Origin of the sequence: Streptomyces puniciscabiei, from assembly GCF_006715785.1 — a bacterium.
GTDB classification, from domain to species: Bacteria; Actinomycetota; Actinomycetes; order Streptomycetales; family Streptomycetaceae; genus Streptomyces; species Streptomyces puniciscabiei.
Genome location: NZ_VFNX01000004.1, coordinates 218,793 through 245,511 on the forward strand (window position 1 = coordinate 218,793; position 26,719 = coordinate 245,511).

Here is a 26,719-nt window from a genome sequence, read left to right on the forward strand (position 1 = left end):
GCCGCAGGGTGCCGCTCTCAGTCCGTCAGTTCCGGCTTGCCGAACAGGGCGGCGTAGCTCGACGGGAGCTGGCTGAGGACCTGGTTCAGCTCTCCTCCGCTGACACTGTCGGCGACCGTGGTCAGCACGGCGCCGGCGTCCCACTGGGCCGTGCGCGGCCTGCCCCCGACCCGCTCTGCGACCCGGCGGTGGAACTCCTCGATCCCGAAGCGCTCCGGCTGCGGCTGCTTCGCGTCGGCCAGGCAGGGGCCCAGGGGGCCGGGCAGCTGGGAGGCGAGGTCGTCGATCTCTCCCGGGCCGATGCGCTGTGCCAGCACACTCAGCACGGCCTCCGTGACCTCCGCCGCTTCGTGCGGGCTGTCGTACTCGCCGCGCTCGCGTACACGGGCGAGGAACTCGTCGTACCTCATCGTCACCTCACTTCGGTGCTGTCCCACCGCTGTGCGTGTCCACGGCACCCGAGCCGTCCGGAGGCGTCCGGCCCGTACGCCGTACCTCTCGCTCCCAGTACCCCGCGCGCCAGGGGCTGCACGGCAGAAGCAGACGGTTTCGCTGCGTGAGACCGCGGGCCGCGGATACCCGGACGGTATGCCGAAACTGCATCTTCCCGGGCGCCACCACCACGGCGGCGCCGACGGTCCGCGAGTGCCGGCGCCGGAGGAGGCCGGGCCGGGTCCGCAGGTCGAGCGGGCCGCACCCGACACACCGGCGCACCTGCCCAGGCGGGCCTGGGGCGCCGTACTGAAGGGCTCTCTGCGCGAGTTCAAGGACGACGAGCTGACCGACCGGGCCGCCGCGCTGACCTACTACGGGATCCTCGCCCTGTTCCCGGCGCTGCTGGTCCTGGTGTCGCTGCTCGGCATCGCCGGCCGGTCGGTCACCGACAAGGTGCTGGCCAACCTCAGGCACTTCGCGCCGGGCTCCGCCCGGGACATCCTCACCAGGGCCGTGGAGCAACTGCAGAACCACGCCGGCACCGGCTCGGTCATAGCCGTCGCCGGGATCGTACTGGCTGTCTGGTCGGCCTCCGGGTACGTGGCCGCCTTCGTCCGGGCCGCCAACGCCGTCTACGACATGCCGGAGGGCCGCCCGGTGTGGAAGATCCTTCCGGTGCGGATCGGCGTCACCGTCGTACTGATGCTGCTCGCCGTGGCCGGCGCGCTGATCGTCGTCTTCACCGGCAGCCTGGCCCGGCACGCGGGTCAGGCGCTGGGTGTCGGCGGCACGGCCCTGACGGTGTGGTCGATCGCCAAGTGGCCGGTGCTGGTCCTGCTGGTCACGGTGATGATCGCGATCCTGTACTGGGCGACACCGAACGCCAGGGTCAAGGGCTTCAGGTGGATCACTCCGGGCAGCGTCCTCGCCCTGGCGATCTGGATGGCCGCCTCCGCCGGGTTCGCCTTCTACGTCGCCAACTTCGGTTCCTACAACAAGACCTACGGCACCATGGCCGGCGTGATCGTCTTCCTGGTGTGGCTCTGGATCAGCAATCTGGCGATCCTGCTCGGCCTGGAGTTCGACGCGGAGACCGTGCGCCAGCGGGCCATCGCCGGCGGACATCCGCCCGGGGCCGAGCCCTACACCCAGCCGCGCGACACCAGGAAGTGGGACGAGGACGACGTACGCCGGCTGAACGAGACATGACCCGGGCCAGGCGGGGCGGGGCGGGGCGCACCCGAGGCCGCAGCGGCCGGTGCGCCCCGCTCGCTCACGCCGCGTACCCGCCGTCCACGGAGAGCTCCGCTCCCGTCACGTACACCGCCTCCGGCCCCGCCAGGTAGGCCACCGCGGACGCCACCTCCTCGGCCGTGCCGAAGCGGCCGAGCGCGGTCATCGCCGCCTGACCGGACGCGAAGGGACCGTCCGCGGGGTTCATGTCGGTGTCGGTCGGACCCGGATGCACGACGTTCGCCGCGATCCCGCGCCCGCCCAGCTCGCGGGCCAGCGCCTTCGTCAGCCCGACGACCGCGGACTTGCTCATCGCGTACAGGGTGGCGCCGGGGCCCGGCGTGTGGTGGGTGACACAGCTGCCGACGCTGATGATCCGGCCACCGGGTGCCATGAGTGCGGCAGCGGCCTGGGCGGCCAGGAACATCCCGCGGATGTTCACGGCGATCAGGCGGTCCACATCTGCGAGCGACAGGCTCTCCAGCGGCTGCATCAGCCCGACTGCCGCGTTGTTCACCAGGATGTCCAGCCCTGCGAGCGCCTCGGCCGCACGTCCTACCGCACCCGCCGCCTCCTCCGCGTCCGCGGCGTTCGCGCGCAGGGCCACGGCCCGCCGTCCCAGGGCCTCCACGGCCCGCACCACGTCCTCCGCCGCCTCCTTCCCGTTCACATAGGTCACGGCCACGTCCGCGCCCTGCCGCGCCAGGCGCAGCGCCGTCGCCGCACCGATACCCCGGCTACCGCCGGTGACCAGCGCCTTCTTACCGTCAAGGGGTGTCTGTGAAGTCATGCCTCCATCTCACCGGCGCGGCGCGACGGGCGCTGGCGGCGAACGGACCTCCACCTGGCGGGCGGCGGCCGTACTGACTGCCGCGGGTCCCGGGACCGCGCGCCCGGGCAGTTCGGTCACCCGGCCGGTCTCGTGGAGCGGGTGCGCCGGTGGGCCGCGACGCGCTCCCGGGTCGCGCAGCGCCGGGAGCAGTAGCGGCGTTCGGGGCCGGGGCCCTGGGTGATGAAGACGTTCCGGCAGGCGGCCGACGCACAGATCCTGCCGGGCGGCAGCTGGCGGTCCCAGACGAGAACGGTCAGGGCCAGGCAGGACGAGGCGAGGAGCCACTCATCCCAGGGAGCGTCGTCGTCGTGGTCGAGATGGGGATGCCAGGGCGTGCCGCCGCCGTGCGAGGTGAGGCGAAGCGACCCGGTGTGCTCGCCCAGGAGGCGGTTGAGGACGGCGGCGGCCTGGTCGGCGTTCTCGGCGGCGAAGACCTCCCGGAGCCGGCCCGCGGCCTCGCGCATCTGCGCGACATCCCTGGCGGTGAGTTCCGCGGCTCCCGTCTCGCCGTAGGCGTGGAGCACCTCCGCCACATGGCCCGGCTCGGGGCGGTCCTCTGCGAGCGCGTTGACGAGAGCGGCGGTGCGGCGGGCCATGGTCAGGACGGAGTGCCGGGTGGACCAGTCGCCGTCGGCGCCGTTGCTGGGGGACACGAGCGCACTGTAACGCATATTGCGCAGTTTTGAGTTACGTACGTAACGTCACTCGAGTGCTGAGGCGTTACGCGATGGTCCGGTATTTCGCGGGAGCGATGGTGGCCCGCGTCGGGGACGAGATGTCGGGACCGGCGCTGATGCTGGCGGGATACGCGGTCGAGGGCTCGGCCTCCGAGGCCTCGGCGCTGCTCGCCGGCATCACGGTCGCGGCGGCGGCAGGCGGCCCCGCGCTCGGGGCGGTGCTCGACAGGCGACAGCGGCCGGGACGGCTGCTGGCCGTGGCGCTCGTCCTGTACGCGACCGGCCTCGCGGTGATCCTCACTGGGCTCGGCCGGCTGCCGTTCGGCGTCACGATGCTGATCGCCGTCCTGACCGGCCTGCTGGGGCCGGCGCTGTCCGGTGGCTGGACGGGCCAACTGCCGAGGGTGGCGGCGGGGGACCGGCTGCCACGGGCCAACGCGCTCGACGCCATGAGCTTCGGCATCGCGAGCCTGTCCGGTCCGGTCCTGGCCGGTGGCCTGGCCGAGGCGCTGGGGACGTCGACGGCCGTCGCGGTGTCGGCGGCGCTCATCGGCTCGGCGGCACCCGCGGCGTGGACGCTTCCGGGGAGCGGCGCGCGGGTGCCGCGGGCGCGGCCCGGTGCCCTGATCGGCGACCTCGCGGCCGGCGTGCGGGTCATCGTGGGAAATCCCCGGCTGGCCCGGGCGACCCTGGCCTCGGTCGTGTGCTGTGCGGCGCAGGGCATGCTGACGGCCTGCGCTCCGCTGCTGGGGGAACGTGTCCTCGGCGGTGCGGGACGCGGCGCGCTGCTGCTGTCCTGTACGGCCGTCTCGGCCCTGGTGGCCAACGCCGTACTGGCACGGTTCCCGCGGCGCATCGCCCCCGACCCGGTCATCTGGGCCGGCGCCCTGATCCAGGCCGGCGCGTTCGCGCTGGCGGCGGCGGGCCGCCCGGCCGTGCTCGTCCTGGCCCTGCTGCTGGCCGGGGCCGCTGAGGGACCGCAGCTGACCGCCCTGTTCGCGGTACGCCACCGGGAGGCCCCCGACCGCCTGCGCGGCCAGATCTTCACCACCGGCGCCAGTCTGAAGATCACCGCCTTCGCGGCGGGCGCGGCGATCGCCGGCCCACTGGCGACCTGGTCCCTTGAGGCAACCCTGGCCACGGCAGCGGGCGTGGCGGCCTGCGCGGCGCCGGCCTTCTTCGCCGTACCACTGCGCACCGGCGAAGCCGCCGAGGTGTCTTCGCGGCCGGAATGACCCTGCTCCCGCTTGATCCGGTTACCGCTCACCCGCTGTCGCTCGATCCGCTTGCCGCTTCACCCGGTTCCCGGTGGATTCCGGTTCCCGCGCGGGACCTGGGTAGCCGTCGTGCCCCGCGGAGCGGTGACGTCCGCAAGACTGCGGAGACACGTCAGTCCGGGGCGACCGGAGAGCCGGGTCTCGCCGACCACGGTGAACCCCGAACGGGCCAGCACGGCCCGCGACGCCGCATTGTCGAGCCTGGCCGCGGCACGCAGCACCGTCAGCCCGTAGCGCTGGGCGGCCAGGCCGCAGATCTCCCGCACCGCCCAGGTGGCGAGCCCCCGGCCCGCGGCACGCTCAGCGATGCGATACCCGAGGTCGGCGCCGCCGTCCGCGACATCCACCAGGTTGATCCGGCCCAGCACCTCGCCGTCGGCGCCCACCAGCACATGGAAGTAGCAGACCCCGGCCTCCTGCTCGGCGAGCAGCGCACGGTGCCGCTCGTCGAACCGGGCGAAATAGTCGTCGCCCCGGTCGGGGACGGACGCGGCGAAGTAGGCCCGGTTCTCCTGCTCGAAGGCGAACAGCGCGGAAGCATGAGCCGGACGGAGCAGCTGTATCTCGGGCATGGACGGCAATATAGGCAACTTGTATAAGCAACTTGTACGTGTAAACCATAACGATCTCGGCCCAGCCCTTGCATGTGCGCCGATCCGCCCTAGCCTCCGGACATGGCATTTCTCTCCAGTCGCCGCAGAAGGGTCCGGCTGGCTCCGGAGCTCGACGACCAGGACCTGGGCAAGCTGCTGAAGTCACTCGTGGCGACCACCAGGACCGGCACCATCGCGACCAGTGACCTGTGTGTGGCTCAGATGTCCCGCCTCCTTGAGCAGGACCCCGGTGACTGGGACCGCCGGACGCATCGCATGGACGTCCTGGCGGAGTACCTCGTCGGATCGCACCTGTCGCGGGCCTGGGTCACGCGCGAGCCCCGCAGCGCGGACGCGCTCGTCCTGCACGCCTGGACCCAGGTCGCGCAGGCCCGCGCCCAGGGACACCTGGAAGACTCCGCCGGCACCGTCGAGACCTGTCTGCGCGCCGCCGAAATCGCCCCGGAAGACCCCACGCCCTGGGTGGCCCTCCTCGCCGTGGTCCGACTGGAACGCCGTGCGCAGTCGCAGGTCTTCGGGGTGTGGAACGAGGTGCTCGCACGGGATCGCTGGAACCGCGAGGCCTATCTGAACATGCTGGCCTACCTCAGTCCCGACGAGGCGGGGTCGCGCATCCAGGTGCTGGAGTTCGTGGACACCCTGCGCGCCCGCATGCCCGCCAACGCGCCATGTGTGGCGACCGAACTCACCGCTCAGGTCCACCAGTACCACGCCATCCTGGGCCGCGGCGGGCTCGAGGCACTGGTCGCACGGAACCACTGGTCCCACGCCATGGCATCGCAGGCCCTCGACCGCGCGGCGCACACCTGGATCCAGCCGGGGTTTCTCCGCCACGCCAAGGCACTTGCCGACCTCAACCTGCTCGCCTACACACTCGTCGCCGCGGACCGGCGCGCCGAGGCGCGTGCCGTCTTCGAGCAGATCGGCGGTGTCGTCACCGCGTGGCCCTGGCGGACCGGCGGCGACCCGGTGACCGAGTTCGACCAGACGCGGCAGAAGGCCACGGCCGGTGTGTGAGCCGCGGCAGGACTTCTGACGGATCGTCAGTCAGTGTTCAGTGGCCTTCCGGCGCGGACGGCAGCGAGGTCACCTGCGCCGGAACGCCCCGTCCGGAACTCGTCCACGCTTGTAGTGCGGGACGGGGCGATGTGACCACGGCTCATTCGGCAGCGTCGGTCCCGGACTCCTTCGTGTGCGCCGCCGCCGAATCCGACCCGGTGGCGAGGGTGTAGAAGACGGACGAGCCCTGCTTGCTGCGCTGGGCGGAGTTGCGGGCCACGAGGTTCTCCAGAGTGGTGCGGATGACCTTGGTCTGGATCTCCCGGCCCGGATGTGCCTTGCCGAGCGCCTCGGCGACCTCCGCCGCGGAGCGGGGCTCCTGCTGTTCGGCCAGATGACGCCGGACCAGCTCGATGAGGGTGGGCTGAGCGGACTGGCCGGTCGTCTTCTTCGGCGCCAAAGCCTTCTCCGCCGCGGGCTTCTTGGCGGCCTGCTTCCTGCGGCCGGACGCCTCCGGGGCCGCCGCCTTCTTCGGTGCCCGGCGCTTGTCGGACACCGTGGTGGTCTTCTTGCGCGGGGCGGGTACCACGGCACCCTCGGCCGGGGTGCGTGTGCTGACCGAGGCCGCGACACCGAGCGCCTGCCGCATGTTCACCAGAATCGTCTGGTCGTGCTGCAGAGCCGCCAACTGCTCCTGAAGCGCGGCGATTTCGGCGGTGATGCGTTCCTGTTCCTTGACGTTGTGCTCGAGGTCGTTGGTCACCTGGCTGACGTACTGCGAGGTCAACTCGGTGACGGGGGCGGTGGGCTCAGGCATCTGTGGCTCCTATCGTGACTCTGGTGCGCTCCGTCGCCTGCGGCTCGGCAGGCGGGGAACGGGAGTTGTCCTGCGGGTCCCCCGACACATGGATGATACGGATGGCCCCGCGGGTTTCCACCGAGTGAACACTGTGCATTGCCCGGCTGTGTGCCGATCCTCCCGCTGTCATCCCTCCGTGTCATCCGAGAGGCGGCCACCGCGGCCACGCACCGTCCGTGAGGCCATTGGTCCGCGGAGCCGGGCAGTCCCGCCGCGCCGGCATCGCGATCATGGCGGACACCTGGCTGACCGAGGCCGGCGGCGCCCTGGCCGGATGCGTGGCGCTGCGGCTCGCGGACGACGCCCACTGGCTGGAGCACTTCTACCTGGACTCGCGCCTGCAGGGCAGGGGCATCGGAACGGCCGTACTGCGGCTGTTGCTGGAGCGCTGCGACGACGACGGCACCCGGGTCCGGCTGAACGCGCTCCGGGCCATACGGCTGTACGAGCGCCACGGCTTCCGCGTCGAGACCGAGGACCCGGTCGATGTGTTCATGGTCCGCGAGCCGATGTCCGCCGATGTGCCCACATGCGCCGTCACCAGCGCCGCCATGTGGTCCGCACCCGGTCGCGATCCGTCGAGGTAGCGGATGCCGCAACTCCACGACGCCGCCAGGGTGTTCGTGACCGACGACCTCCTCGATCCTCGGGCCGGGGTTCGGTCCGGCGCCTACAGAGGGTTCTGGCGCAGCCAGGTCAGCACCTGCTGGGCATGCTCGTTCGGCGGGAAGACCGGGTGGAAGACATGTTCGATCACACCGGCTCGGAGGACCAGTGTCAGGCGCCTGAACAGCCGCATCCCCTGGACCTCGAAGGTGGGCAGACCGAGCGTGCGGGCCAGGCCCAGGTCGGGGTCGGAGAGCATGTCGAAGGGGAGGCCCAGCCGCTCCACGACCTCGCGTTGGTAGTCGGTGTCCTGGCTGGACAGCCCGTAGACGCGGCCCGCGCCGGCTTCGAGCAGGTCGTGGAAGTGGTCGCGGAAGCCGCATGATTCGGGCGTGCAGCCACGGGCTCCGGGGATGGAGTTCCAGCCTTCCGGCAGGTCGGTGCCGGGTCGGCCGGTGAGCGGGTAGACGTAGACGACCGTGCGCCGGGGGCCGAACGCGTCCAGGTGGACCGTTCGGCCCGCCGTGTCGAGCAGCGCGAGGCCCGGCACCTTCATGCCCGGCAGATGGTCCGCCGCGCCGTCGTCCTCGGGGACGGGCAGGTCCGCGGGCAGTGTCAGATAGTCCATGCCCGCGGTGGCCCTCTCGCCGGGCGGTACGACGCCGCTGCCCCGGTGGGCGGCGGCGTTCAGGTTGGCGATCAGCGTCGCGCGGCGGGCGGTCAGGGACTCGATGCGCTCGGTGAGTTCGTCGATGGCCTCGCGGTAGCCGGCGAGCGAGGCGGGGCAGTCGTCCGCGTGTGCGCGTCCCGCCGCCAGGCACTCGAGGAACGGCCGGGTGCGCTCGACGGGTATACCGAGCCGGTGGAGCGCCCTGATCTCCCGCACGAGGCGTACGTCGTCCTCGCCGTAGTCCCGGTAGCCATTGGGCAGGCGCTCGGGTGTGATCAGCCCGAGCGACTCGTAGTACCGCACCGCTTTCGTCGTCGTACCGGCCCGACGCGCCAGCTCACTGATCCTCATGCCGTTCACCTCGCCCCCACGCTAAACCCTGCCCTCGGTGGCAAGGTCAAGGCGCCCGAAGGCGCTGCCCGTCCTTGCTCCCGTGGACGGTCCAGGCCTGTTCGTCTGCCGGGTGCGCCGTCACCCGAGGGGCTCCTCGGGCCGTGAGGCGGCTGCGTCCAGAATGCGTTCGCGTAGTCGGCTCCTGTCCCGGGACACGGTGTCCGGGACGGTCTCGTTCCACATCTGGGCCAGCCGGTCGACCCTGTCGGTGACAGCCTCGCGCAGCCGGCTCCGGAACAGCGGGAGGCCGGCCGTGGCGACGGGGCGGAGGAGCGAGCGGCCACGGAGCGACAGCTCGATCCGTACCTTCCAGCGGCCGTCGCCGTGCGGCCGGGGCACCGCCCACACGGTGGCCTCGGCGAGTCGGTGCTCCAGGCGCGCCTCGAACGGTGTGCCCGAAACGTGCCGCCCCGCAGCAGCCTCCCACCACGCCCGCAGATCGACACGGGCCTCCCCGTGCACCCGCCGCAGCGACGCCCAGAGGCCAAGCACCCGTACGGTTCCGCGCAGTTCGGCGGCGACAGCGCGCTCGACACCCTGGAGCGCGCCCTCCACGACCGTGACCTTGAAGCCGTCCCCGAGGGAACTCGCCGGGGTATCAGGAAGAAGGCCGGGCCAGCTGCCGCAGGACTTCCACGGCCTCCTCGGCCCGCTCGTAGGGCACGAAGAGGTGGTCGTGGTGGAAGCCGGCGACGACGTTGCAGCTCAGCTCCGCGTCGGCGAGGGCACGGGAGACGGCGGCGGTCAGCCCGATCGCGGCCAGTGCGGAGTGGACCCGCAGGGTGATCCAGCCGGCCACATAGTCGTACGCCATCCCCGCCGCGTCCGCCTCCGCCTGGGGCACGACCAGCGTCAGCCCCTCCTGTTCGGCCACCGTCACCACGGGGGTGACACCGGACGGCACGCCGCCCTCCGCCATGGTGAAGACATAGCGACCCGGATTCAGTTCCGGACGCATGCCGCTGAGCAGTGTCTGCAGATCAGTCTCGCCGGTCACGGACCCACCCTACGGGCCGCCCGGCCGCCCGCCGCGGAGGCGAGCGGTGCCGGTCATGGCGTCGCCACCTTCGCCCCGTCGAGCTCAGCCGGGTGCCGGTGCGCCGGCGGTCGTGCCGTCGCTGATGTGCAGGACCGCGTCCACCGCGCCGAGTGTCGCCCGGTCGAGCGGGAAGTAGCCCTGCCTCGGGTGCGTGTCGGTCCGGGGGCGGGCGGCCGGGTCCGCGACGGCCGGTTCCAGGCCCCAGGTGGTGATACGGCTCTGGAGGCGGCCCTCGTGGGTGTCCGGGGCGGGGTCCCGGAGCCCCAGAGCCGCACTGCGGCCCAGGCTGCCGGCGACGCAGACGTACCGCTCGCCGAGCAGAGAAGCCACGATGGCGCCGGCACCCGACCACTGCGCACTGAGGTCCTCGAGGCGCCAGGCACTCGCATTGCGCTGCAGGTGGAAGTTGTGCGCGAAGACCAGGGTCGCGCCCCGCTGCTCCTCGATGGCCCGGATGTCCAGGAGGTTCTGGGCCATCAGCGCGTCGCGGGCGGCGAGCAGGCCGGCTATCCGCGGACTCGGTTCCAGGGGCTGCGCCGACTGCTTGTGGTAGCGCAGCAGGCCGATGCCTGCGGTGAGATGTGTCCTGGCCCTGAACCAGTCCTCGCGGGAGGTCGCCGCGATCAGTTCGGGGGCGCGTCCGTAGAGCGCGACGTGCATGTCGTCCGCGATCGACCGGAGTCGCTCGGCCTCGGCGGTGGCGCCGGGGGACATGGCGTGGTCGAGGATCGCCTCCGGCCGGCTCCACCGTGTGTCGTCGCCGGTGAGTGCCGCGAGGTCGAGGTCGAGCCCCAGGTAGTCACGCGCGTGCTCCAGATAGGGGCGGGGGCTGGGCGCGCAGGTGTTCTCCAGCGGCGCGTCGAAGCCGTGGAAGGCCAGGCGTTCGGCCGGCGGCCGGTGCTGGTTGTGGTCGCGCATCCAGCTGACCAGCCGCCTGTTGGCGTCCTGGTCCCCGAAGCCGTGGGAGAAGCCCTCGCGCATGAGCGCGTCGAGGCTTCCGGCTCCTCCCTGGACGTAGTCGTTCACGGCGAGCGCCGCCACGCGGTCGCTCTCGAGGGCGATCGACCGGAAACCGCGCTCGGCCAGCTGGGCGAAGAGTTCGTTCCGGATCCGCCCGAAGGCCGGTTCCTGGTGCGTCGGCTCACCCAGTCCCAGGACCTGGCATGACGGGGTGACGAAGTCTCGGATGTCCTGACTCATGGGCCTCAATCGTATCCTTGAAAGGACGGTTGAGACTTTGCGGAGGCTCCCTCCCTCATCCGGCCCGTATCACATGGTCAGGACCTGCGGTAAAGTCTCAACCGGTGAGCACCTTGCGACCGGCCGACCTCGCGCGCGAGCACGGCATCTCGACCCAGGCCGTGCGCAACTACGAGCGGCACGGATTCATCCCGCCCGCCGAGCGCACCCCCAGCGGCTACCGCATCTACACCGAGGTGCACGCGGCAGCGCTCCGCGCCTACCTCTCGCTCGTCCCGGCCCACGGGTACGCGGCCGCCGGCCAGATCATGAACGCCCTTCACCAAGACGCACTCGACGAGGCCCTGACGATCGTCGACCGCGGCCACGGGCAGCTGCTCCGCGACCGGGACACCCTCGCCGCGGTACGTACCGCGGTGTCCCACCTGACGGCGGAGTCCGAGGCCGCCCCGGCTCCCGTCCGGGATCCCGGTACCCGCACGGTCGGCGAACTCGCGCACCACCTCGGGGTCACACCCGCGACCCTGCGCAACTGGGAGGACGCCGGCATCCTCACCCCCGCCCGGGACCCGGCCACCGGATACCGCGTCTTCGGTGCCGACGACATCCGTGACGCCGAGCTCGCCCACCTCCTGCGACGCGGAGGTCATCTCCTGGACCACATCGCCGCCGTGGTCCACCAGATCCGCACGGCGGGCGGCACGGACGCACTCGTGTCCTCACTGGAGGCCTGGCAGAACCAACTCACCGCACAGGGCCTGGCCATGCTGCGCGCGGCCACACGTCTCGACGCCTACCTGACCCACCTCGATCCTGATGCCGGCAAACGCCTTGCGCCTGGGCCGGGTTGACGCGATGCTCTTCGCCTTCAAGACATCGCCGAAGGGCACCTCGTGGGCAGCCGTGCTCGACGCACGGCGTGCGGCCCAGGTCCGCCGGACGCGCGAGCGAGGTGCTCGGGAAACGCCTTGTCGGCAGGACGCCGAGACCGGGCTCCTAGAGTGATCCGCATGCCGGTACCCGTACATGCCCTCGCCCACCGTCCCCTGACCGTCGAGGCAGTTGCCGAGTTCGTCGCTCTGCCCCATGAGCCGCACGTCTCCGACGACGTCGACGCCGTTGACGAGGAGATACGGCGTCGCGGCTGGCACTGGCAGAACGAACTGGTCTGCGACTCCTTCCGCACCGCCCATGAGCACGTGGTGTGCTGTGACGGCGTCAGCCCGTTCGGAAGTCCCAAGGCGCGGTACTTCCTCGTCTTCGGCGAGATGCACCCCGTCGACCCGGACGACGAGTCCCTGACCAACGGTCCGTGGCTGTCCGGTTATATGGACGGCTGGCAGCAGTTGCCCGGCTGGACCACCCGACGACCCTGCACGGACCAGGACTGCGAGGCCGTCCTCACCCGGGCGGCGCAGGCGGTGACCGAGTGCCTGGGCGCGGCGGCACAGCGGACGATCGTGTCATCCGCCACTGTCGTCACCGGGCCGGCGCTGACCCAGCGCATCTGGCGCACACCCACACACGCCCTCGTGCTCGGGCCGTCGGCCGACAACGGTCCGTACGGCTACCTCACCCATCTCCAACTGTCCTGCACGCCACTCACCTGTGGTCCGGACCTGCCCCCGCCGGGCGACGAGGACGGCTTGGCCGAATGGATCACCGCACACGTCGACTGGTGACCTCCGGCTCCCGGAGCGCGCCGAACGGGCCGCCGGCCAGGACCCGTTCACCATCACGCCGAGCTCCTCCGCCGGTACCCTGCCGCAGGTGGGAGTCGGTACCGAACAGACCCGGCTGGTGGTGCTGCGCGGCAACAGCGCCTCGGGCAAGTCGTCCGTCGCGGCGGGCGTCCGCGACCGGTTCGGCCGTGGGCTCGCCCTGGTGGCACAGGACAACCTCCGCCGGGTCGTCCTGCGAGAGCGGGACCGCCCGGGAGCGGCGAACATCGGCCTGATCGACACCGTGGCCCGCTATGCCCTGGACGCCTGCTATCACGTGATCGTCGAGGGCATCCTGTACGCCGACCGCTACGGCGACATGCTCGCCCGGCTGCGCGCCGACCACCGGGGGCCGACCCACGGCTACTACCTCGACGTGCCGTTCGAGGAAAGCCTCGCCCGGCACGCCACCAAGCCGATCGCCGGCCACGTGGGCGAGGCCGACCTGCGGGACTGGTACCGGCAGCGCGACCTGCTGCCCGGGGGAGTGGAGACCGTCATCGGCGCCGACAGCACCCTGCTGGAGACGGTCGAGCGCATCATGAGCGACACCGGACTGGCCGGCCTTCCACCCCGCGCCTTCTGACCGCGCCCCTGCGCCCGCCGCCGGGCCGCGGCACCACCGCGGCGCGCACCGTCTCCTGCCGCAGGGCACCCGGCGTGCCCCCCGGTCGACGGAATCCGTCAGGCGTCGGCGGCAGGGGCGTGGAAGTAGTGGCCCTTGTCCAGGTCTTCCAGGAGACCCGGTCGGGTCGGCTTCCAGTCCAGCAGTTCACGGGTCAGCGCGCTCGACGCGGGGACGTCGAGGCCGTAGAAACCGGCCAGCCAGCCGAAGTGCCCGGCCGCCGCCTCGGGTGGCAGGGAGACCACCGGTACGTCGAGGTGCCGGCCGATCACCTCGGCGACATCACGGAGCGCGATGCCCTCCTCCGCGACCCCGTGCAACACCGATCCGGCCGGGGCGTGTTCGACCGCCAGGCGGAAAAGGCGCGCGGCGTCGAGGCGGTGGACGGCCGGCCAGCGGTTGGCGCCGTCGCCGAGGTAGGCGGAGACGCCCTTCTCGCGGGCGAGGGCGACCAGCATCGCCATGAATCCGTTGTCTCCCTCGCCGTGACAGGTCGGCGAGAGCCGCACCACGGAGGAGCGGATGCCGCGCGGGGCGAACGCGAGCGCCTCCTGTGCGGTGACGGCGCGGAGGTGGACCGGTGAGCCGTCGGGCGTGGGCGTGTCCCGCTCGGTCGCCGCCCGCCCGAGTGCGAGGCCGGCCAGGCCGGAGGCGAGGACGAAGGGCCGGTCGGTGCCCGCGAGCGCCTCGCCGAAGACGTCGACGGCGCGGCGGTCGGCCTCGGCGGCGCCCTTGAAGTCGCCGCCGAAGGCGATGTCGTGCTTGAAGGCGAGATGGATCACCCCGTCCGACGCGGCGGCCGCGTCCCGCAGCAGGTCGAGGTCGTCGACGGTGCCGCGAACGACCTCCGCGCCCAACGCGGTGAGCGCGGCGGCGGACGCTTCGGAGCGGGCGAGCCCGAGGACCTGGTGTCCCGCGTCGATGAGCTCGGGTACGACGGCGGATCCGATCCAGCCGGAGGCGCCGGTGACGAAGATGCGCATGGGAGACCCCAGACGATTGATGTCAGTGACTGTCATAGACGCTACACCCTGATGTCAGTCCCTGTCATCACGTAGGATCCCGGCATGGGTAGATGGGAGCCGGACGCGCGAGGACGCCTGGCGCAAGCCGCACTGGAGCTCTATGCCGAGCACGGCTACGAGCAGACCACCGTGGCCCAGATCGCCAAGCGGGCCGGGCTCACGGAGCGGACCTTCTTCCGGCACTACGCCGACAAGCGCGAGGTCCTCTTCGCGGGCGCGGGTGAACTGGAGGACCTGATCGTGCGGGCGGTCGCCGGTGCCCCGGAGGCAGCGGTGCCGCTCGACGCACTGTCCGCCGGGCTGGAGGCGGTCGCCGAGCTGTTCGCCGACCGGCGGGAGTTCGCGCGCCGGCGCCATGCCGTGATCACCGCGAACGCCGAGCTCCGGGAGCGCGAGCTGATCAAACTGGCCTCGATGGCGGCCGCCCTCGCCGGTACCCTGCGCGGCCGTGGTGTCGCGGAGCCGACCGCGAGCCTCGCCGCCGAGGCGGGGGTCGCCGTCTTCAAGGTCGCCTTCGAACGCTGGATCGCACCGGGCGAGGAACGTCCGATGCGGCAGCTGATCCGGGAGTCACTGACCGAACTGAAGGCTGTGGCCTCGGGCGCCTAGGACATGTTCCTTTGGGGGCCGGTCAGTTGATCGGATGTGTCCGTCCGGTCAGTGATCACCAGACCGCTCGCCGAAGGGCCGTCGGATCCGCCCGGCACGAAGAAGGCGGTGGCCGAAGCCGACGCGCACAGGGGCCGCAGGGCCAGGTAGTTCACCCGCCGCCGCCCGGTGTCGTAGTCGCCGACCGGCGTCGTGCGGCAGGTCATGATGGCGGCCTCGGTGACGCCGACCAGGGCGCGTACGGCGGTGATCGCCCCCAGCGAGTCCAGCCACGGCCGGAACTCGCGTGCCCGGGCCGGGACTCGGCTTGACGTTCCGATAACGATCCACCGGCGATCCGCACACTGTTTCTTGGAACTCGGCACACTTTTCCATGGAACATACATACGATCCTGCCTATGAACAGAGCTGTGAAGATCGGCCTCGCCGGTACCTGCACCGCGCTGCTCGCCCTCGGGGGGATCGGTATCTACAACATCGCGCACAGCCTGGCCTCGGGCTCCGCGGGTGACACGGGCTCCCAGGACGCGCGCGCATTCGACCCTTCGGCGCTGTCGAGCACGCCCCCGTCGGACGCCGAGGCGGTGAAGCGGGCCCGCGCGTTCCTGGACAGCTGGTCCCAGCAGCAGGTGGACGGCGCGGCGGGCGAGACCGACGTACCGGGCACGGCCGCGCAGGCGCTGCGGGACTACGCGGACGGCCTGCACCTGAAGAAGCTGTCGTTCGGTCACCTCGTGTCGGTGGGCCCCTCGTCGGTCACCGCGGGCGCCACCAAGGTCACCTTCGACGTGACCGCTCAGGTCGCGGGCGGCACCTGGAGCTACCCCAGCGCGGTGGCCGTGCTGAAGAGCACGAACGGCCACTCGGCGGTCCACTGGAACAACTCGGTGCTCTATCCCGGCCTGACCGACGGCCAGTCGCTGACCGCGGGCACGCTGCCGGCCGGCGCGGGCGGCACCAAGGTCGTGGCGAGCGACGGCAAGACCGATCTGTCCGGCTTCGCGTCACTGCGGGACATCGCGGCCACGATCGGCAAGAACGCCAAGCCCACGGGCGGCACCCCGGGCACGGGCGTGGCCGTCGTCGACGCCGGCGGAGCGGGCGTGAAGACGCTGAAGGTCTTCGTCAAGGGCCGCCCGGCCGTCGTCCGGACAACCATCGACGCCGGCCTCCAGGCGGTGGCTGAGCGCGCCGTGCAGGATGCCCACCTCCAGCAGAAGCCCGCCGGTACCGTGGCACTGGACTGGCGCAACGGTCACATCCTCGCGATCGCTCACTCCGGCGACGACGGCGACATCGCCATCAACGGCATCAAGTCCCCCGGCTCCACGATGAAGATCATCACCTCGGCGGCCCTCTTCGACAAGGCGGGTCTCACACCGAGCAGCCCGGCGCCGTGCACGGACTCGCTGACGGCCAACAGCCAGTTGTTCCACAACGACTCCGGCGTGCGGGCCAACCCGGGCGCCTCGCTCGCCCAGGCCTTCACGGTGTCCTGCAACACCTCCTTCATCAAGGACGGCTTCCACTACCTCGTGCAGGGCGGCGACGCCTCCGCGCTGCACGACGAGGCCGTGAACGTCTTCGGCATGGGCAGCTGGTCCATCGGCGGGGGAGTCGCCACCACCGACCCGAGCATCCCGCCGGACGTACAGGGCGGCGACCAGGCGGCCCAGTTCATCGGCCAGGGCAAGGCCACCGCCACCCCACTGTTCATGGCGTCGGTGGCGGCCACCGTCCGGGGCGGCGGTTTCCAGCAGCCGGTCATCCTGCCGGAACAGCACCAGGAGACGGTGGCCCGGCCCATCTCCGCCCGTACGGCCGGCTATCTGCAGTCGATGATGCGCGACGTGGCCACCAGCGGCACGGCGGCACCGCGCCTCGGCGGACTGACGGGTGTCGGCGCCAAGACCGGCACCGCGGAGGAAGGCGACCACACCAACGGCTGGCTGACCGCCTACAACTCCCGCATCTCGGTCGCGGCGCTCGTCGAGGGCGGCAGCTCGGGCGTGGACTCAGCGGGGTATGTCGTACGACGGCTGCTGACCGGCAGCTGACCCCCGGCCCCTCGGCAGGGTGGTCACTCCTCCTGCCAGAGGGTCTCGTCGGCGGCAGCCGACATGCCGCCACCGGCCGGCGGGCGGTGTCGTCCCGCCGGTCACGCGCTCACTCGGTGACCAGGGCGAGGGTGAAGCCGTCGTAGCCCTTCGAGCCGACCGTCTGGAGGGTGGTGGCGGTCAACCGCGGGTGCCCGGCGATGAGTTCGGTGAAGCGGCGTACGCCCTGGACACGCGGGTCGTCACTGTCCGCGTCGGTGACCGCCCCCTCGCGGACCACGTTGTCGCCGACGATGACGCTCCCGGGCCGGCTGAGCCTCAGGGCCCACTCGAGGTACTCCGGGTTGGAGGGCTTGTCGGCGTCGATGAAGACCAGGTCGAAGGGCCCGGCTTCCTCGGCCGCGAGGACGGGAAGCGTGTCCTGGGCCCTGCCGACGCGGATGTCGACGATGTGGTCCAGCCCGGCACGGGCGATGTTGGCGGTGGCGACGGCGGCGTAGTGCGGGTCGCTCTCCAGGCTGACCAGGCGGCCGTCGTCCGGCAGGGCCCGGGCGAGCCAGATGGTGCTGTAGCCGCCCAGGGTGCCGATCTCCAGGATGCGGCGGGCGCCCCGGATCCGGGCCAGTAGGTGGAGCAGCTTGCCCTGGTTGGGGGCCACCTGTATCGCCGGGAGCCCCGCGGCGTCGCTGTCCCCGGCGGCCGAGAGCAGGGCGTCGTCCTCCGGCACGAGCAGCGCGTTGAAGTAGTCGTCGACAGCGGTCCACGTCTGCTGGGGCATAGTGAGTTCCCTTTCGATACTTACTAAGTTCCGAATGGGAACCTACTATCGGGATCCGGCGGCGTGTCAATGGCCTTGTCCCGGGAGGGCGACGATGAGTTCACGGCGGGTGACCGACGACGCCTGCGGCATCGCGCAGGCCGCGGCGGTGGTGGGGGACTGGTGGAGCCTGCTCGTCCTGCGGGAGATCGCGCGCGGCCATGTCCGCTTCGATCGGCTCGCCGGCGAACTGGGCGTCTCCCGCAAGATCCTCACCGAGCGGCTGCGCGCCCTGACCGACCACCATGTGCTGGAGCGCCGCCTCTATCAGGACCGGCCGCCACGCTACGAGTACGTGCTGACCGAACAGGGCCGCGGTCTGGTTCCGGTCCTGGTGGCGCTGCAGGACTGGGCCGACCGGTGGCTGCTCGGCGACGGCACGCTCACCGGCGAGACCGCCGGCCACGGCGCCGAGGCCCAGCGGGTCGCCTCGCTCGTCGGCCAGGCCGTACCCGCCGGTCTCCGGCTGCCGGGAACCGACGGCCGCTCGCACGACCCGGTGGCCGCCGCCCCCCGCCCGACGGTGCTGTTCGCCTACCCGGCGGCCGGCATCCCCGGCGTTCCGGCCGACCTCGCCGGGCCGCCGGTCCCCGGCAGTGCGGGCTGCACCCTGGAGAACCGCCTGTTCCGCGCCGCCTGGCCGCGGTTCGAGGCCGCGGGCATCGCCGTCCACGGCGTGAGCACGCAGACGCCCGAGGAGCAGGCCGCCTTCGCGCGGGCCGAGGACCTGCCCTTCCCCCTGCTGTCCGACGCCCAGCTCCAGCTCACCGCCGGCCTGCGCCTGCCGACCTTCCGGGCCGGGCAGGATCTGCGCATCAAGCGGCTCGTCCTCGTCGTCGGGCCCGACCGGACCGTACGGCACACGCTCTTCCCGGTCACCGACATTCCCTCCGCGGTGGAGCAGGCCTTCGCGCTCGCCGCCGCGGACACGCTCGCGTGAGGAGGCCGCTCACCCGGTTGTGCGCCCGGGCTATGCATGGGCATGCGGGATGATGCATACTCTTCCTATGTCCAAGGTCCTCACTTCCCTTCCGGTCGGCGAGCGCGTCGGAATCGCCTTCTCCGGCGGTCTCGACACCTCGGTCGCCGTCGCGTGGATGCGCGACAAGGGCGCCGTCCCGTGCACCTACACCGCCGACATCGGCCAGTACGACGAGCCCGACATCGCCTCGGTACCCAGCCGTGCGACGGCCTACGGTGCCGAGATCGCGCGCCTGGTCGACTGCCGTGCGGCCCTGGTCGAGGAGGGACTGGCCGCGCTCGCCTGCGGCGCGTTCCACATCCGCTCGGGCGGGCGTGCCTACTTCAACACCACGCCCCTCGGCCGCGCCGTCACCGGCACCCTGCTGGTCCGGGCGATGCTCGAGGACGACGTGCAGATCTGGGGCGACGGCTCCACCTTCAAGGGCAACGACATCGAGCGGTTCTACCGCTACGGCCTGCTCGCCAACCCGCACCTGCGGATCTACAAGCCCTGGCTGGACTCCGACTTCGTGACCGAGCTCGGCGGCCGCAAGGAGATGTCCGAGTGGCTGCTCGCGCACGGCCTGCCGTACCGCGACAGCACGGAGAAGGCGTACTCCACCGACGCCAACATCTGGGGCGCCACGCACGAGGCCAAGACCCTGGAGCACCTGGACACCGGCATCGAGACCGTCGAGCCGATCATGGGCGTACGGTTCTGGGACCCGTCGGTCGAGATCGCCGCCGAGGACGTGACGATCGGCTTCGACCAGGGCCGCCCGGTGACGATCAACGGCAAGGAGTTCGGCTCGCCGGTCGAACTGGTCATGGAGGCCAACGCCATCGGCGGCCGGCACGGCCTCGGCATGTCGGACCAGATCGAGAACCGGATCATCGAGGCCAAGAGCCGCGGTATCTACGAGGCCCCCGGCATGGCCCTGCTGCACGCTGCGTACGAGCGCCTCGTCAACGCCATCCACAACGAGGACACCCTCGCCCAGTACCACACCGAGGGCCGCAAGCTCGGCCGCCTCATGTACGAGGGCCGCTGGCTGGACCCGCAGGCGCTGATGATCCGCGAGTCCCTGCAGCGCTGGGTCGGCGCCGCCGTCACCGGCGAGGTGACGCTGCGGCTGCGGCGCGGTGAGGACTACTCGATCCTGGACACCACGGGCCCGGCGTTCAGCTACCACCCGGACAAGCTGTCCATGGAGCGCACCGAGGACTCCGCGTTCGGCCCGTCCGACCGGATCGGCCAGCTCACCATGCGCAACCTCGACATCGCCGACTCCCGTGCGCGCCTGGAGCAGTACGCGGGCCTGGGCATGGTCGGCACCGAGCACCCGGCCCTGATCGGCGCGGCCCAGGCGGCCTCGACCGGCCTGATCGGCGCCATGCCGCAGGGCGGCGCCGAGGCGATCGCCTCCCGCGGGGAGGTCTCGGAGGAGGACCAGGCCCTGGACCGCGCCGCGATGGAGTCCGGCACCGACTGACCCCGTCTCACCGGCCGTACACCCTTGGGCAACGGGCCCCGTCGGTTCACCCCCGACGGGGCCCGCCGCCGTACGCCCGTCGTCTGAGAACCTGGTCGCATGGGTGTCGACGAGCGAGTGGGGGCGGAGCCGGTCGTGGCACCGGTCACGGAGGGGGACCGGCCTGGCTGCGTGAGCTGTTCACCGCCCGATGGGGCGGGACAGTCTCGGTGAGCCGGGGGGGGTGGCCCATGACACGACCGCCCTGCCCGCGTTCGTGGCGAAGCTGCACGGGGAACGGGTCGGAGCGGTGACCTACCGCCCGGACGGGGACGAGTGCGAACTCGTCACGCTCGACTCCGCGCGGCAGCGAGCAGGGGTGGGAACCGCGCTCGTCGACGCCGTGGTGCGCGCGGCGCGTGCCGCGGGTGCCGGGCGCCTCTGGTGGGTGACGACGAACGACAATGTACGGGCCCTGCGGTTCTATCAGCGTTACGGCTTCGACCTCGTCGCCCTCCACCGGGACGCCGTCGCCCGGTCCCGGGCGCTGAAACCGGCCATCCCGCGGCTCGGCATGGATGGCATTCCGGTCCGGCACGAGCTCGAACTCGAACTCGAACTCCGCCTCTCCTCAGGCGGTCCCGAGGGCGGCCGCTGAGCCTCTCGTACCCTGTGTCCGTGCCGTCCCCCCGTCTGCGACGCGTCGCCGTCCTGGTGCTCGAAGGTGCCAAACCGCTCGATGTCGGGATCCCCGCGCAGGTGTTCACGACACGGGCGAGCATGCCGTACGAGGTGCGGGTCTGCGGGGCCGAGCCCGGACTCGTGGCGGGCGGTGACGGGCTGTCGTACCACGTCGCCCACGGCCTTGACGCGCTCGCGTGGGCGGACATCGTCTTCATCCCCGGCTACCGGTTTCCCGACCGCGAGGATCCGCCACGGTCCGTCGTCGACGCGCTGCTCGCCGCCCACGCCCGGGGCACGCGGCTCGCCGCCATCTCGACAGGGGCCTTCGCACTCGCGGCCACGGGACTGCTCGACGGCAAGCGGGCGACCACGCACTGGCACTACGCGCGGGCCCTCGCCGCGAAGCACCCGCTGGTCCGGGTCGACGAGAACGTCCTCTTCGTCGACGAGGGCACCGTGCTGACCTCGGCCGGAGCCGCCTCCGGTATCGATCTGTGCCTGCACATCCTGCGCAAGGACCTCGGGGTCGCCGTGTCCAACCACGCGGCGCGGCGCCTGGTCGCCGCCCCGTACCGCAGCGGAGGCCAGGCCCAGTACGTGCCCCGCAGTGTGCCCGAGCCGCTCGGCGAGCGGTTCGCCGCGACCCGGGAGTGGGCGCTGCACCGCCTCGGCGAGCCCCTCACCCTGACGGTGCTCGCCCGGCACGCCGCGGTCTCCCCGCGCACGCTCTCCCGGCGCTTCGTCGAGGACACCGGATACACGCCCATGCAGTGGGTGATGCGGGTCCGCATCGACCTGGCCCGGGAACTGCTCGAACGGTCCGAGCGCAGCATCGAGCAGATCGCCGCCGACGTCGGCCTCGGCACCGGCACGAACCTGCGGACCCACTTCCAGCGGATCCTCGGCACCACCCCGAGCGAATACCGGCGCACCTTCACCCAGGGTGAATAGCCCCTGGCGCGATCCTTGCGAACCGTGGCGCTCGCGACACGGTCATGCGCGAACGCGGGACGCGACGCTGGTGGGGAACCGAGGGCAACCGAAGGGACACCACTCATGACTCGCATTGCCATCAATGGATTCGGCCGTATCGGACGCAATGTGCTGCGCGCCCTGCTGGAACGCGTCAGCGCCCTCGAGGTCGTCGCGGTGAACGACCTGACCGAGCCCGCCACCCTTGCCCGGCTGCTCGCCTACGACACCACGGCCGGCCGGCTGGGCCGTCCCGTGACCGTCGACGGGGACGCCCTCGTCGTCGACGGTCGTCGCATCACCGTCCTCGCCGAGCGCGAGCCGTCCCAGCTGCCCTGGGCCGGCCTCGGGGTGGACATCGTCCTGGAGGCGACCGGCCGCTTCACCTCGGCGAAGGCCGCCCGGGCACACCTCGACGCGGGCGTGAGGAAGGTGCTCGTGAGCGCGCCGTCCGACGGAGCCGACGTCACGCTCGCGTACGGGGTCAACACCGGCGCGTACGACCCGGACGTGCACACGATCGTCTCCAACGCCTCCTGCACCACCAACGCGCTCGCGCCGCTGGCCGCCGTGCTGGACGAACTCGCCGGGATCGAGCACGGCTTCATGACGACCGTGCACGCCTACACGCAGGAGCAGAACCTGCAGGACGGCCCGCACCGCGACGCCCGCCGGGCCCGCGCCGCCGCCGTCAACATCGTGCCGACCACGACGGGCGCGGCCAAGGCGATCGGCCTCGTGCTGCCGAACCTCGACGGCAAGCTGTCGGGCGACTCGATCCGCGTGCCCGTACCGGTGGGCTCGATCGTCGAACTCAACACGACCGTCGCCCGTGACGTGACCCGCGACGACGTCCTGGCCGCGTACCGCGCCGCGGCCGAGGGCCCGCTCGCCGGCATCCTGGAGTACTCGGAAGACCCGCTCGTGTCCTCCGACATCACCGGCAACCCGGCCTCCTCGATCTTCGACTCGGACCTGACCCGCGTCGACGGCCGGCACATCAAGGTGGTCGCCTGGTACGACAACGAGTGGGGCTTCTCCCACCGTGTCATCGACACGCTGGAACTGCTCGCCGGGTCGGCCTCCCGAGAAGGCTGAGGTCAGCGGTTCGGCAGGGGGGCAACACCCTGGGCGTCGTAGGGAAAGCCCCCCGTCCGGTCGGGGGTCTGACCGGCTGTTCCGGCCGGACGGGCGGGCCGAGACTCGACGGCATGACGATCTCCACTCATGCCTCGGCCGCCGCCGAGGCGTCCCCCGCGCGTGCCCGTACGTCCGGTTCCGGAACCGGCAGCGACTTCGCCCGGTTGTCCCGGCGTATCGCCGAGGCGGGTCTGATGCAGCGGCGCCCCGGCTACTACACGGCACGGCTCACTCTGGTGACCGCGCTGCTCGCGGCGGGCTGGGGCGCCTTCCTGGTGCTCGGCGACACCTGGTGGCAGCTGGCGGTGGCGGCCTTCCTGGCCTTCGCGTTCGGCCAGGTCGCCCTCGTGGCCCACGATCTGGCGCACCGTCAGGTCTTCCGGCGCGGCCGGCCGAGCGAGACATGGGGCAGGCTCTTCGGCAATCTCGGCATCGGCATGAGCTACGGCTGGTGGATGAACAAGCACACCCGTCACCACGCCAACCCCAACCACGAGGAACTCGACCCGGATGTCGCCCCGGACATCCTGGTGTGGTCCACCGCCCAGGCCCGTGACAGCCGCGGCCTCGCCCGTCTCATCGGGGGACACCAGGCATGGCTGTTCTTCCCCCTGCTGACCCTGGAGGGCTTCAACCTGCACGTCGCGAGCGTACGGGCGCTGCGCTCGCCCGCCATGAAGCACCGGGTCCTTGAGGGCGGCCTGCTCTTCCTCCACCTCGCGGCGTATGTGTCCGCGCTGTTCCTGGTGCTCCCGGCCGGCAAGGCGGTCGCGTTCCTCTTCGTGCACCAGTGCCTCTTCGGTGTCTACCTCGGCTGCACCTTCGCACCGAACCACAAGGGCATGCCCACGCTCAGCGGCGACGGACGGCCGGACTTCCTGCGCCGCCAGGTCCTCACCTCCCGCAACGTCCGCGGCGGCCGGCTCACCGATGTGATGCTCGGCGGGCTCAACTACCAGATCGAGCACCACCTGTTCCCGAGCATGCCCACACCTCATCTGCGCCGGGCTCAGATCATCGTCCGGGAGTACTGCACGGAGATCGGCGTGCCGTACCACGAGACCGGACTGATCCGGTCCTACCGCGAGGCCCTCACCCATATGCACCGGGTGGGAGAACCGATCAGGCGGCAGCGCGGGGCGAAGTGAGCACAGCGCCCGAAACGCGTGGGTGCGGTCCGGGTCCAGGTGGCGATTCCCTCCGCGCCCGAGCTCGCGGCGGTCTGCCGTGCATACCTGGCAGCCTCCTGCGCCGGAGTCACCAGCCGGTGACCAGGCAGGGCTCGCCACCCCGACCGGCCTGGTCGATGGTGTCGCAGAGCGTGGGTCCTCAGCTCACCAGGTCCTCCTCGATCCCCCGCGCGGCAGCGCGAAGCAGCGCCACCTGCTCCTGCAGCCGACCGGAGTCGTACCGGACACCGGGCATGGACACCGACACCCCCGCCGGCGCGCCCCCGTCGGGCCCGGCCGGTCGCGGTAGCGCTCGGCGGCGTACACCGCCGCGAGTTCCCCCTCGTCCAGCTCGGCTAGCAGCAGCCCAGCCGTCGTCCGGTGCGCCGGGAACACCAGGCCCTCGCGGGAGCTGACCCGCAGTGCCTGCTCGCACTCGGCGCCGGCGATGAACCGGGCCGTGCCCCCGGTGCGGAGGGTGAGATGCGCCGTCTCGTCCAGGGTGTCGACCAGCCGGCGCAGATGGGGGAGCACGGCGGCGCGCAGCCGGGACACCAGCGACGGGGAGTGTGCGGAGACGGCACCGGGACGGGGCGCGTCCTCCTACGGCGCTCAGCCCGACGGGGTGACCAGGCCCGTCTCGTAGGCGGTGATCACGAGCTGGACCCGGTCCCGGGCACCGAGTTTGCCGAGCAACCGGGAGACATGCGACTTGGCCGTGGCCACCGTGATGAACAGGTCCTGCGCGATCTCGGCGTTGGACCGGCCGCGTCCGACCAGGGTCAGCACTTCCCGCTCGCGCTCGGTGATGCCCTCCAGCAGTCGGGTGCAGTGGTCCGGAGCGGGCGGCCGGCGTTCGGCGAAGTCCGCGATCAGACGGCGTGTCACACCCGGCGCGATGAGCGCGTCACCGGCGGCGACCACACGGATCGCGGCGAGGATGTCGTCCAGCGCCATGTCCTTGACGGCGAAGCCACTGGCCCCGGCCCGCAGCGCGCCGTACACATGGTCGTCCTCGTCGAAGGTGGTGAGGATCAGCACCCGGCTCGACGCGTGGCCGGCCGTGATCCGGCGCGTGGCCTCGATGCCGTCCATGCCGGGCATGCGGATGTCCATGACCACGACATCGGGGCCGGTCTCCCGGACCCGCTGGACGGCCTCCTCGCCGGTGGCGGCCTCGCCGACGACCTCCAGGTCGGGGTGGTCGGCCATGAGGACCCGCAGCCCGGACCGTACGAGCTGCTGGTCGTCGGCGAGGACGATCCGGACGCTCATCGGATCCCCACCGCGACGCCGGCGGCTTCGGGCAGGGGCAGCCGGGCCACCACCCGGAAGCCGCCCTCGGGACGCGGTCCGGCGCTGAACCGGCCGTGCAGGAGGGCTGCCCGCTCCCGCATGCCGACGATGCCGAAGCCGTGGCCCGAGCCGTCCTTGGAGACACCGCGCCCGTCGTCGACGACCTCCACGGACAGCTCCTCTTCCCCGTACTCAAGGGTCACCGTGCAGTGCCCGGTGCCCGCATGCCGGACCACGTTGGTCAGCGCCTCCTGCACGATACGGTAGGCCGACAGGTCGACATCGGCCGGCAGGGGCCGCCGCTCCCCGCTGATGCGCACCTCGGCCCGTACTCCTGCGTCCGCCGTGGCCGCCGCGAGCCGTTCGATGTCCGCGAGACCCGGCGAGGGCGCGAGCCGAGCCGGCTCACCCGTCGCCTCGGGCTCGGCCTGACGGAGCGCCACCAAGGTGCGGCGCAGGCCCGACAGGGTCTGTCTGCTGGTGGTCTCGATGGCCCGCAGTGCCTCGCCGGCCGCGTCGGGCTGTGTGCGGATGACCCGGCTGCCCATCCCCGCCTGGATGGCGATGATGCCGACACTGTGCGCGATCATGTCGTGCAACTCCCGTGCGATCCGCAGCCGTTCGGCGGTCACGGCCTCGGTCACATCCTGCGCGCGGAGCGCCACCGTGTGTTCGCGGCGCTCCCGGCTGAGCAGCCCCAGCATGCAGGACGCGGCCATCGTCAGAAGACCGATCACACCGTCGACGATCAGGAAGTCCGGGCCGCGCGCGAAGAGGCCGATCGCCACCAACTGCAGGCTGAAGGCGAGAGACACGGCGATGACGCAGACCCGGCGCCGGCAGGTGGCCACGATGTACCCCAGGACGAGGTCGGCCGCCAGATACGACAGGAACTGGCCCTGATACGACAAGGTCAGGCTCGCCTGGGCGGTGCGCTTGGGGACGACCACCACAGCAGTGGCACCGAGCAGTGCCAGGACCAGGGCCGTCAGCGGCGTCCGGCGCACCACCCCGACGAGCAGGCTCACCGCCGGCAGTGACCCGACGGCGACGAGGGGGCTGGAGTTCCGGGGTGCGCACGACGCCAGGAGCAGCAGCAGGAACACGTACAGCACGCCCCCCGACCAGGCCGTGAACGCCGCCCTCGTCACCGCCGGGGGTCCTTTCGGGCGGTCGCGCCGTGCTGCGAAGGAACCGAGGGCAGTCGGTTCGTCGGTGCTGGTCATGCCGGGAGACTAACCAGGTGCCGGGGCGCACGGCATCGTCCTGGGGACGTACACCCCTGGACCAGTCGGCCGTGCGCGGTTGTCACCCCCGGCCTCATGCCCGGACCGG

At 71.7% G+C, this 26,719-nt stretch carries 29 protein-coding genes and 1 pseudogene; 15 read left to right on the plus strand and 15 right to left on the minus strand.

Annotated elements, in window-relative coordinates; translation table 11 throughout:
- Positions 1-17: 17 nt before the first annotated feature.
- On the minus strand, positions 18-410 hold the full coding sequence (locus tag FB563_RS38895; protein ID WP_055708222.1) for a DUF2267 domain-containing protein: 393 nt from the start codon (positions 408-410) through the stop codon (positions 18-20).
- Positions 411-588: 178 nt separating this feature from the next.
- Here FB563_RS38895 and FB563_RS38905 point away from each other — a divergent pair, with 178 nt between their 5' ends.
- Entirely contained in the window at positions 589-1,644 is a 1,056-nt protein-coding gene (locus FB563_RS38905; protein WP_055708221.1) for a YihY/virulence factor BrkB family protein, read from the plus strand.
- Positions 1,645-1,708: 64 nt separating this feature from the next.
- Here FB563_RS38905 and FB563_RS38910 read toward each other — a convergent pair whose 3' ends face one another.
- Both FB563_RS38910 and FB563_RS38915 read right to left on the minus strand, forming a co-directional pair.
- Positions 1,709-2,458: an SDR family oxidoreductase gene (locus FB563_RS38910; protein ID WP_055708220.1), complete on the minus strand. Its 750-nt coding sequence runs from the start codon at positions 2,456-2,458 to the stop codon at positions 1,709-1,711.
- A 116-nt stretch (positions 2,459-2,574) separates the two neighbouring features.
- The gene (locus tag FB563_RS38915; protein WP_055708219.1) at positions 2,575-3,171 is read right to left on the minus strand and encodes a CGNR zinc finger domain-containing protein; all 597 of its coding nucleotides are present in this window, start codon (positions 3,169-3,171) and stop codon (positions 2,575-2,577) included.
- A 38-nt stretch (positions 3,172-3,209) separates the two neighbouring features.
- On the opposite strand from FB563_RS38915, the gene FB563_RS38920 reads away from it, so the two are divergent.
- Positions 3,210-4,412, plus strand: a complete 1,203-nt coding sequence (locus tag FB563_RS38920) for an MFS transporter (RefSeq protein ID WP_055708218.1) — start codon at positions 3,210-3,212, stop codon at positions 4,410-4,412.
- Between the two features lie 59 nt (positions 4,413-4,471).
- Here the strand turns inward: FB563_RS38920 and FB563_RS38925 are convergent, their stop codons facing one another.
- Positions 4,472-5,026 carry a GNAT family N-acetyltransferase gene (locus FB563_RS38925; RefSeq protein ID WP_055708243.1) on the minus strand — a complete coding sequence of 185 codons (555 nt, stop codon included), beginning with the start codon at positions 5,024-5,026 and terminating at the stop codon, positions 4,472-4,474.
- A 102-nt stretch (positions 5,027-5,128) separates the two neighbouring features.
- On the opposite strand from FB563_RS38925, the gene FB563_RS38930 reads away from it, so the two are divergent.
- Positions 5,129-6,085: a hypothetical protein gene (locus FB563_RS38930; protein WP_055708217.1), complete on the plus strand. Its 957-nt coding sequence runs from the start codon at positions 5,129-5,131 to the stop codon at positions 6,083-6,085.
- Positions 6,086-6,227: 142 nt separating this feature from the next.
- On the opposite strand, the gene FB563_RS38935 is transcribed toward FB563_RS38930, so the two are convergent.
- Positions 6,228-6,884, minus strand: a complete 657-nt coding sequence (locus tag FB563_RS38935; protein WP_055708216.1) for a hypothetical protein — start codon at positions 6,882-6,884, stop codon at positions 6,228-6,230.
- 272 nt (positions 6,885-7,156) lie between these two features.
- Between FB563_RS38935 and FB563_RS38945 the strand changes: the two genes are divergently transcribed.
- On the plus strand, positions 7,157-7,513 hold the full coding sequence (locus FB563_RS38945; protein ID WP_079048948.1) for a GNAT family N-acetyltransferase: 357 nt from the start codon (positions 7,157-7,159) through the stop codon (positions 7,511-7,513).
- Between the two features lie 83 nt (positions 7,514-7,596).
- Here FB563_RS38945 and FB563_RS38950 read toward each other — a convergent pair whose 3' ends face one another.
- The 4 genes from FB563_RS38950 to FB563_RS38965 form a co-directional block, all read right to left on the minus strand.
- Positions 7,597-8,553: a MerR family transcriptional regulator gene (locus tag FB563_RS38950; protein ID WP_055708215.1), complete on the minus strand. Its 957-nt coding sequence runs from the start codon at positions 8,551-8,553 to the stop codon at positions 7,597-7,599.
- A gap of 120 nt (positions 8,554-8,673) precedes the next feature.
- A complete protein-coding gene (locus FB563_RS38955; protein WP_055708214.1) occupies positions 8,674-9,150 on the minus strand; it encodes a hypothetical protein in 477 nt (158 codons plus the stop codon).
- A gap of 43 nt (positions 9,151-9,193) precedes the next feature.
- On the minus strand, positions 9,194-9,592 hold the full coding sequence (locus tag FB563_RS38960) for an ACT domain-containing protein (RefSeq protein WP_055708213.1): 399 nt from the start codon (positions 9,590-9,592) through the stop codon (positions 9,194-9,196).
- 84 nt (positions 9,593-9,676) lie between these two features.
- Complete coding sequence (locus tag FB563_RS38965) at positions 9,677-10,834, minus strand: erythromycin esterase family protein (RefSeq protein WP_055708212.1); 1,158 nt, start codon at positions 10,832-10,834, stop codon at positions 9,677-9,679.
- Between the two features lie 104 nt (positions 10,835-10,938).
- Between FB563_RS38965 and FB563_RS38970 the strand changes: the two genes are divergently transcribed.
- The 3 genes from FB563_RS38970 to FB563_RS38980 all read left to right on the plus strand — a co-directional run bounded on the left by FB563_RS38970 (position 10,939) and on the right by FB563_RS38980 (position 13,141).
- The gene (locus tag FB563_RS38970; protein WP_055708211.1) at positions 10,939-11,685 is read left to right on the plus strand and encodes a MerR family transcriptional regulator; all 747 of its coding nucleotides are present in this window, start codon (positions 10,939-10,941) and stop codon (positions 11,683-11,685) included.
- A 159-nt stretch (positions 11,686-11,844) separates the two neighbouring features.
- Complete coding sequence (locus FB563_RS44680; RefSeq protein WP_234357870.1) at positions 11,845-12,516, plus strand: hypothetical protein; 672 nt, start codon at positions 11,845-11,847, stop codon at positions 12,514-12,516.
- A 79-nt stretch (positions 12,517-12,595) separates the two neighbouring features.
- On the plus strand, positions 12,596-13,141 hold the full coding sequence (locus FB563_RS38980; protein ID WP_055708241.1) for a P-loop NTPase family protein: 546 nt from the start codon (positions 12,596-12,598) through the stop codon (positions 13,139-13,141).
- Between the two features lie 98 nt (positions 13,142-13,239).
- Here the strand turns inward: FB563_RS38980 and FB563_RS38985 are convergent, their stop codons facing one another.
- On the minus strand, positions 13,240-14,163 hold the full coding sequence (locus tag FB563_RS38985; RefSeq protein WP_055708210.1) for an SDR family oxidoreductase: 924 nt from the start codon (positions 14,161-14,163) through the stop codon (positions 13,240-13,242).
- Positions 14,164-14,247: 84 nt separating this feature from the next.
- Here FB563_RS38985 and FB563_RS38990 point away from each other — a divergent pair, with 84 nt between their 5' ends.
- Complete coding sequence (locus FB563_RS38990; RefSeq protein ID WP_055708209.1) at positions 14,248-14,814, plus strand: TetR/AcrR family transcriptional regulator; 567 nt, start codon at positions 14,248-14,250, stop codon at positions 14,812-14,814.
- Between the two features lie 77 nt (positions 14,815-14,891).
- Here the strand turns inward: FB563_RS38990 and FB563_RS38995 are convergent.
- Positions 14,892-15,086 (minus strand): annotated as a pseudogene (locus FB563_RS38995) (MFS transporter); the annotation flags it as partial.
- 126 nt (positions 15,087-15,212) lie between these two features.
- On the opposite strand from FB563_RS38995, the gene FB563_RS39000 reads away from it, so the two are divergent.
- Positions 15,213-16,871: a penicillin-binding transpeptidase domain-containing protein gene (locus tag FB563_RS39000; RefSeq protein ID WP_055708207.1), complete on the plus strand. Its 1,659-nt coding sequence runs from the start codon at positions 15,213-15,215 to the stop codon at positions 16,869-16,871.
- A gap of 109 nt (positions 16,872-16,980) precedes the next feature.
- Here FB563_RS39000 and FB563_RS39005 read toward each other — a convergent pair whose 3' ends face one another.
- Positions 16,981-17,649, minus strand: a complete 669-nt coding sequence (locus tag FB563_RS39005; RefSeq protein WP_055708206.1) for an O-methyltransferase — start codon at positions 17,647-17,649, stop codon at positions 16,981-16,983.
- 94 nt (positions 17,650-17,743) lie between these two features.
- Between FB563_RS39005 and FB563_RS39010 the strand changes: the two genes are divergently transcribed.
- The 6 genes from FB563_RS39010 (at position 17,744) to FB563_RS39035 (ending at position 24,067) form a co-directional block, all read left to right on the plus strand.
- Positions 17,744-18,628: a winged helix-turn-helix transcriptional regulator gene (locus FB563_RS39010; RefSeq protein ID WP_055708205.1), complete on the plus strand. Its 885-nt coding sequence runs from the start codon at positions 17,744-17,746 to the stop codon at positions 18,626-18,628.
- Between the two features lie 67 nt (positions 18,629-18,695).
- Positions 18,696-20,144, plus strand: a complete 1,449-nt coding sequence (gene argG, locus FB563_RS39015) for an argininosuccinate synthase (protein ID WP_055708204.1) — start codon at positions 18,696-18,698, stop codon at positions 20,142-20,144.
- Between the two features lie 223 nt (positions 20,145-20,367).
- Positions 20,368-20,781: a GNAT family N-acetyltransferase gene (locus FB563_RS39020; protein ID WP_055708203.1), complete on the plus strand. Its 414-nt coding sequence runs from the start codon at positions 20,368-20,370 to the stop codon at positions 20,779-20,781.
- A gap of 20 nt (positions 20,782-20,801) precedes the next feature.
- The gene (locus FB563_RS39025; protein ID WP_055708240.1) at positions 20,802-21,758 is read left to right on the plus strand and encodes a GlxA family transcriptional regulator; all 957 of its coding nucleotides are present in this window, start codon (positions 20,802-20,804) and stop codon (positions 21,756-21,758) included.
- 105 nt (positions 21,759-21,863) lie between these two features.
- Positions 21,864-22,877 (plus strand): type I glyceraldehyde-3-phosphate dehydrogenase, encoded by a 1,014-nt coding sequence (gene gap, locus FB563_RS39030; protein WP_055708202.1) that lies wholly within the window; start codon positions 21,864-21,866, stop codon positions 22,875-22,877.
- 113 nt (positions 22,878-22,990) lie between these two features.
- Positions 22,991-24,067, plus strand: a complete 1,077-nt coding sequence (locus FB563_RS39035) for a fatty acid desaturase family protein (RefSeq protein WP_055708201.1) — start codon at positions 22,991-22,993, stop codon at positions 24,065-24,067.
- Positions 24,068-24,253: 186 nt separating this feature from the next.
- Here the strand turns inward: FB563_RS39035 and FB563_RS39040 are convergent, their stop codons facing one another.
- From FB563_RS39040 to FB563_RS39050, 3 genes are read right to left on the minus strand one after another with little or no spacing between them, the layout of a single operon-like run.
- Complete coding sequence (locus tag FB563_RS39040) at positions 24,254-24,643, minus strand: IclR family transcriptional regulator domain-containing protein (protein ID WP_055708200.1); 390 nt, start codon at positions 24,641-24,643, stop codon at positions 24,254-24,256.
- A gap of 57 nt (positions 24,644-24,700) precedes the next feature.
- Positions 24,701-25,363, minus strand: a complete 663-nt coding sequence (locus FB563_RS39045) for a response regulator (protein ID WP_055708199.1) — start codon at positions 25,361-25,363, stop codon at positions 24,701-24,703.
- On the minus strand, positions 25,360-26,610 hold the full coding sequence (locus tag FB563_RS39050) for a sensor histidine kinase (protein WP_063797110.1): 1,251 nt from the start codon (positions 26,608-26,610) through the stop codon (positions 25,360-25,362). The genes FB563_RS39045 and FB563_RS39050 overlap by 4 nt, the downstream gene beginning before the upstream one ends.
- Between the last annotated feature and the right edge of the window lie 109 nt (positions 26,611-26,719).

Bases quoted from the DNA above. Each gene is read 5' to 3' on its own strand.
- FB563_RS44680 (WP_234357870.1), top strand. From the start codon at position 11,845: ATGCCGGTACCCGTACATGCCCTCGCCCACCGTCCCCTGACCGTCGAG.
- FB563_RS38905 (WP_055708221.1), top strand. From the start codon at position 589: ATGCCGAAACTGCATCTTCCCGGGCGCCACCACCACGGCGGCGCCGAC.
- FB563_RS39035 (WP_055708201.1), top strand. From the start codon at position 22,991: ATGACGATCTCCACTCATGCCTCGGCCGCCGCCGAGGCGTCCCCCGCG.
- FB563_RS38985 (WP_055708210.1), bottom strand. From the start codon at position 14,163: ATGCGCATCTTCGTCACCGGCGCCTCCGGCTGGATCGGATCCGCCGTC.
- FB563_RS38965 (WP_055708212.1), bottom strand. From the start codon at position 10,834: ATGAGTCAGGACATCCGAGACTTCGTCACCCCGTCATGCCAGGTCCTG.
- FB563_RS39005 (WP_055708206.1), bottom strand. From the start codon at position 17,649: ATGCCCCAGCAGACGTGGACCGCTGTCGACGACTACTTCAACGCGCTG.
- FB563_RS39010 (WP_055708205.1), top strand. From the start codon at position 17,744: ATGAGTTCACGGCGGGTGACCGACGACGCCTGCGGCATCGCGCAGGCC.
- FB563_RS39045 (WP_055708199.1), bottom strand. From the start codon at position 25,363: ATGAGCGTCCGGATCGTCCTCGCCGACGACCAGCAGCTCGTACGGTCC.
- FB563_RS38910 (WP_055708220.1), bottom strand. From the start codon at position 2,458: ATGACTTCACAGACACCCCTTGACGGTAAGAAGGCGCTGGTCACCGGC.
- FB563_RS38925 (WP_055708243.1), bottom strand. From the start codon at position 5,026: ATGCCCGAGATACAGCTGCTCCGTCCGGCTCATGCTTCCGCGCTGTTC.
- gap (WP_055708202.1), top strand. From the start codon at position 21,864: ATGACTCGCATTGCCATCAATGGATTCGGCCGTATCGGACGCAATGTG.
- FB563_RS38915 (WP_055708219.1), bottom strand. From the start codon at position 3,171: ATGCGTTACAGTGCGCTCGTGTCCCCCAGCAACGGCGCCGACGGCGAC.
- FB563_RS38950 (WP_055708215.1), bottom strand. From the start codon at position 8,553: ATGAGGATCAGTGAGCTGGCGCGTCGGGCCGGTACGACGACGAAAGCG.
- FB563_RS38990 (WP_055708209.1), top strand. From the start codon at position 14,248: ATGGGTAGATGGGAGCCGGACGCGCGAGGACGCCTGGCGCAAGCCGCA.
- FB563_RS38895 (WP_055708222.1), bottom strand. From the start codon at position 410: ATGAGGTACGACGAGTTCCTCGCCCGTGTACGCGAGCGCGGCGAGTAC.
- FB563_RS38930 (WP_055708217.1), top strand. From the start codon at position 5,129: ATGGCATTTCTCTCCAGTCGCCGCAGAAGGGTCCGGCTGGCTCCGGAG.
- FB563_RS39050 (WP_063797110.1), bottom strand. From the start codon at position 26,610: ATGACCAGCACCGACGAACCGACTGCCCTCGGTTCCTTCGCAGCACGG.
- argG (WP_055708204.1), top strand. From the start codon at position 18,696: ATGTCCAAGGTCCTCACTTCCCTTCCGGTCGGCGAGCGCGTCGGAATC.
- FB563_RS38945 (WP_079048948.1), top strand. From the start codon at position 7,157: ATGGCGGACACCTGGCTGACCGAGGCCGGCGGCGCCCTGGCCGGATGC.
- FB563_RS39000 (WP_055708207.1), top strand. From the start codon at position 15,213: ATGAACAGAGCTGTGAAGATCGGCCTCGCCGGTACCTGCACCGCGCTG.
- FB563_RS38935 (WP_055708216.1), bottom strand. From the start codon at position 6,884: ATGCCTGAGCCCACCGCCCCCGTCACCGAGTTGACCTCGCAGTACGTC.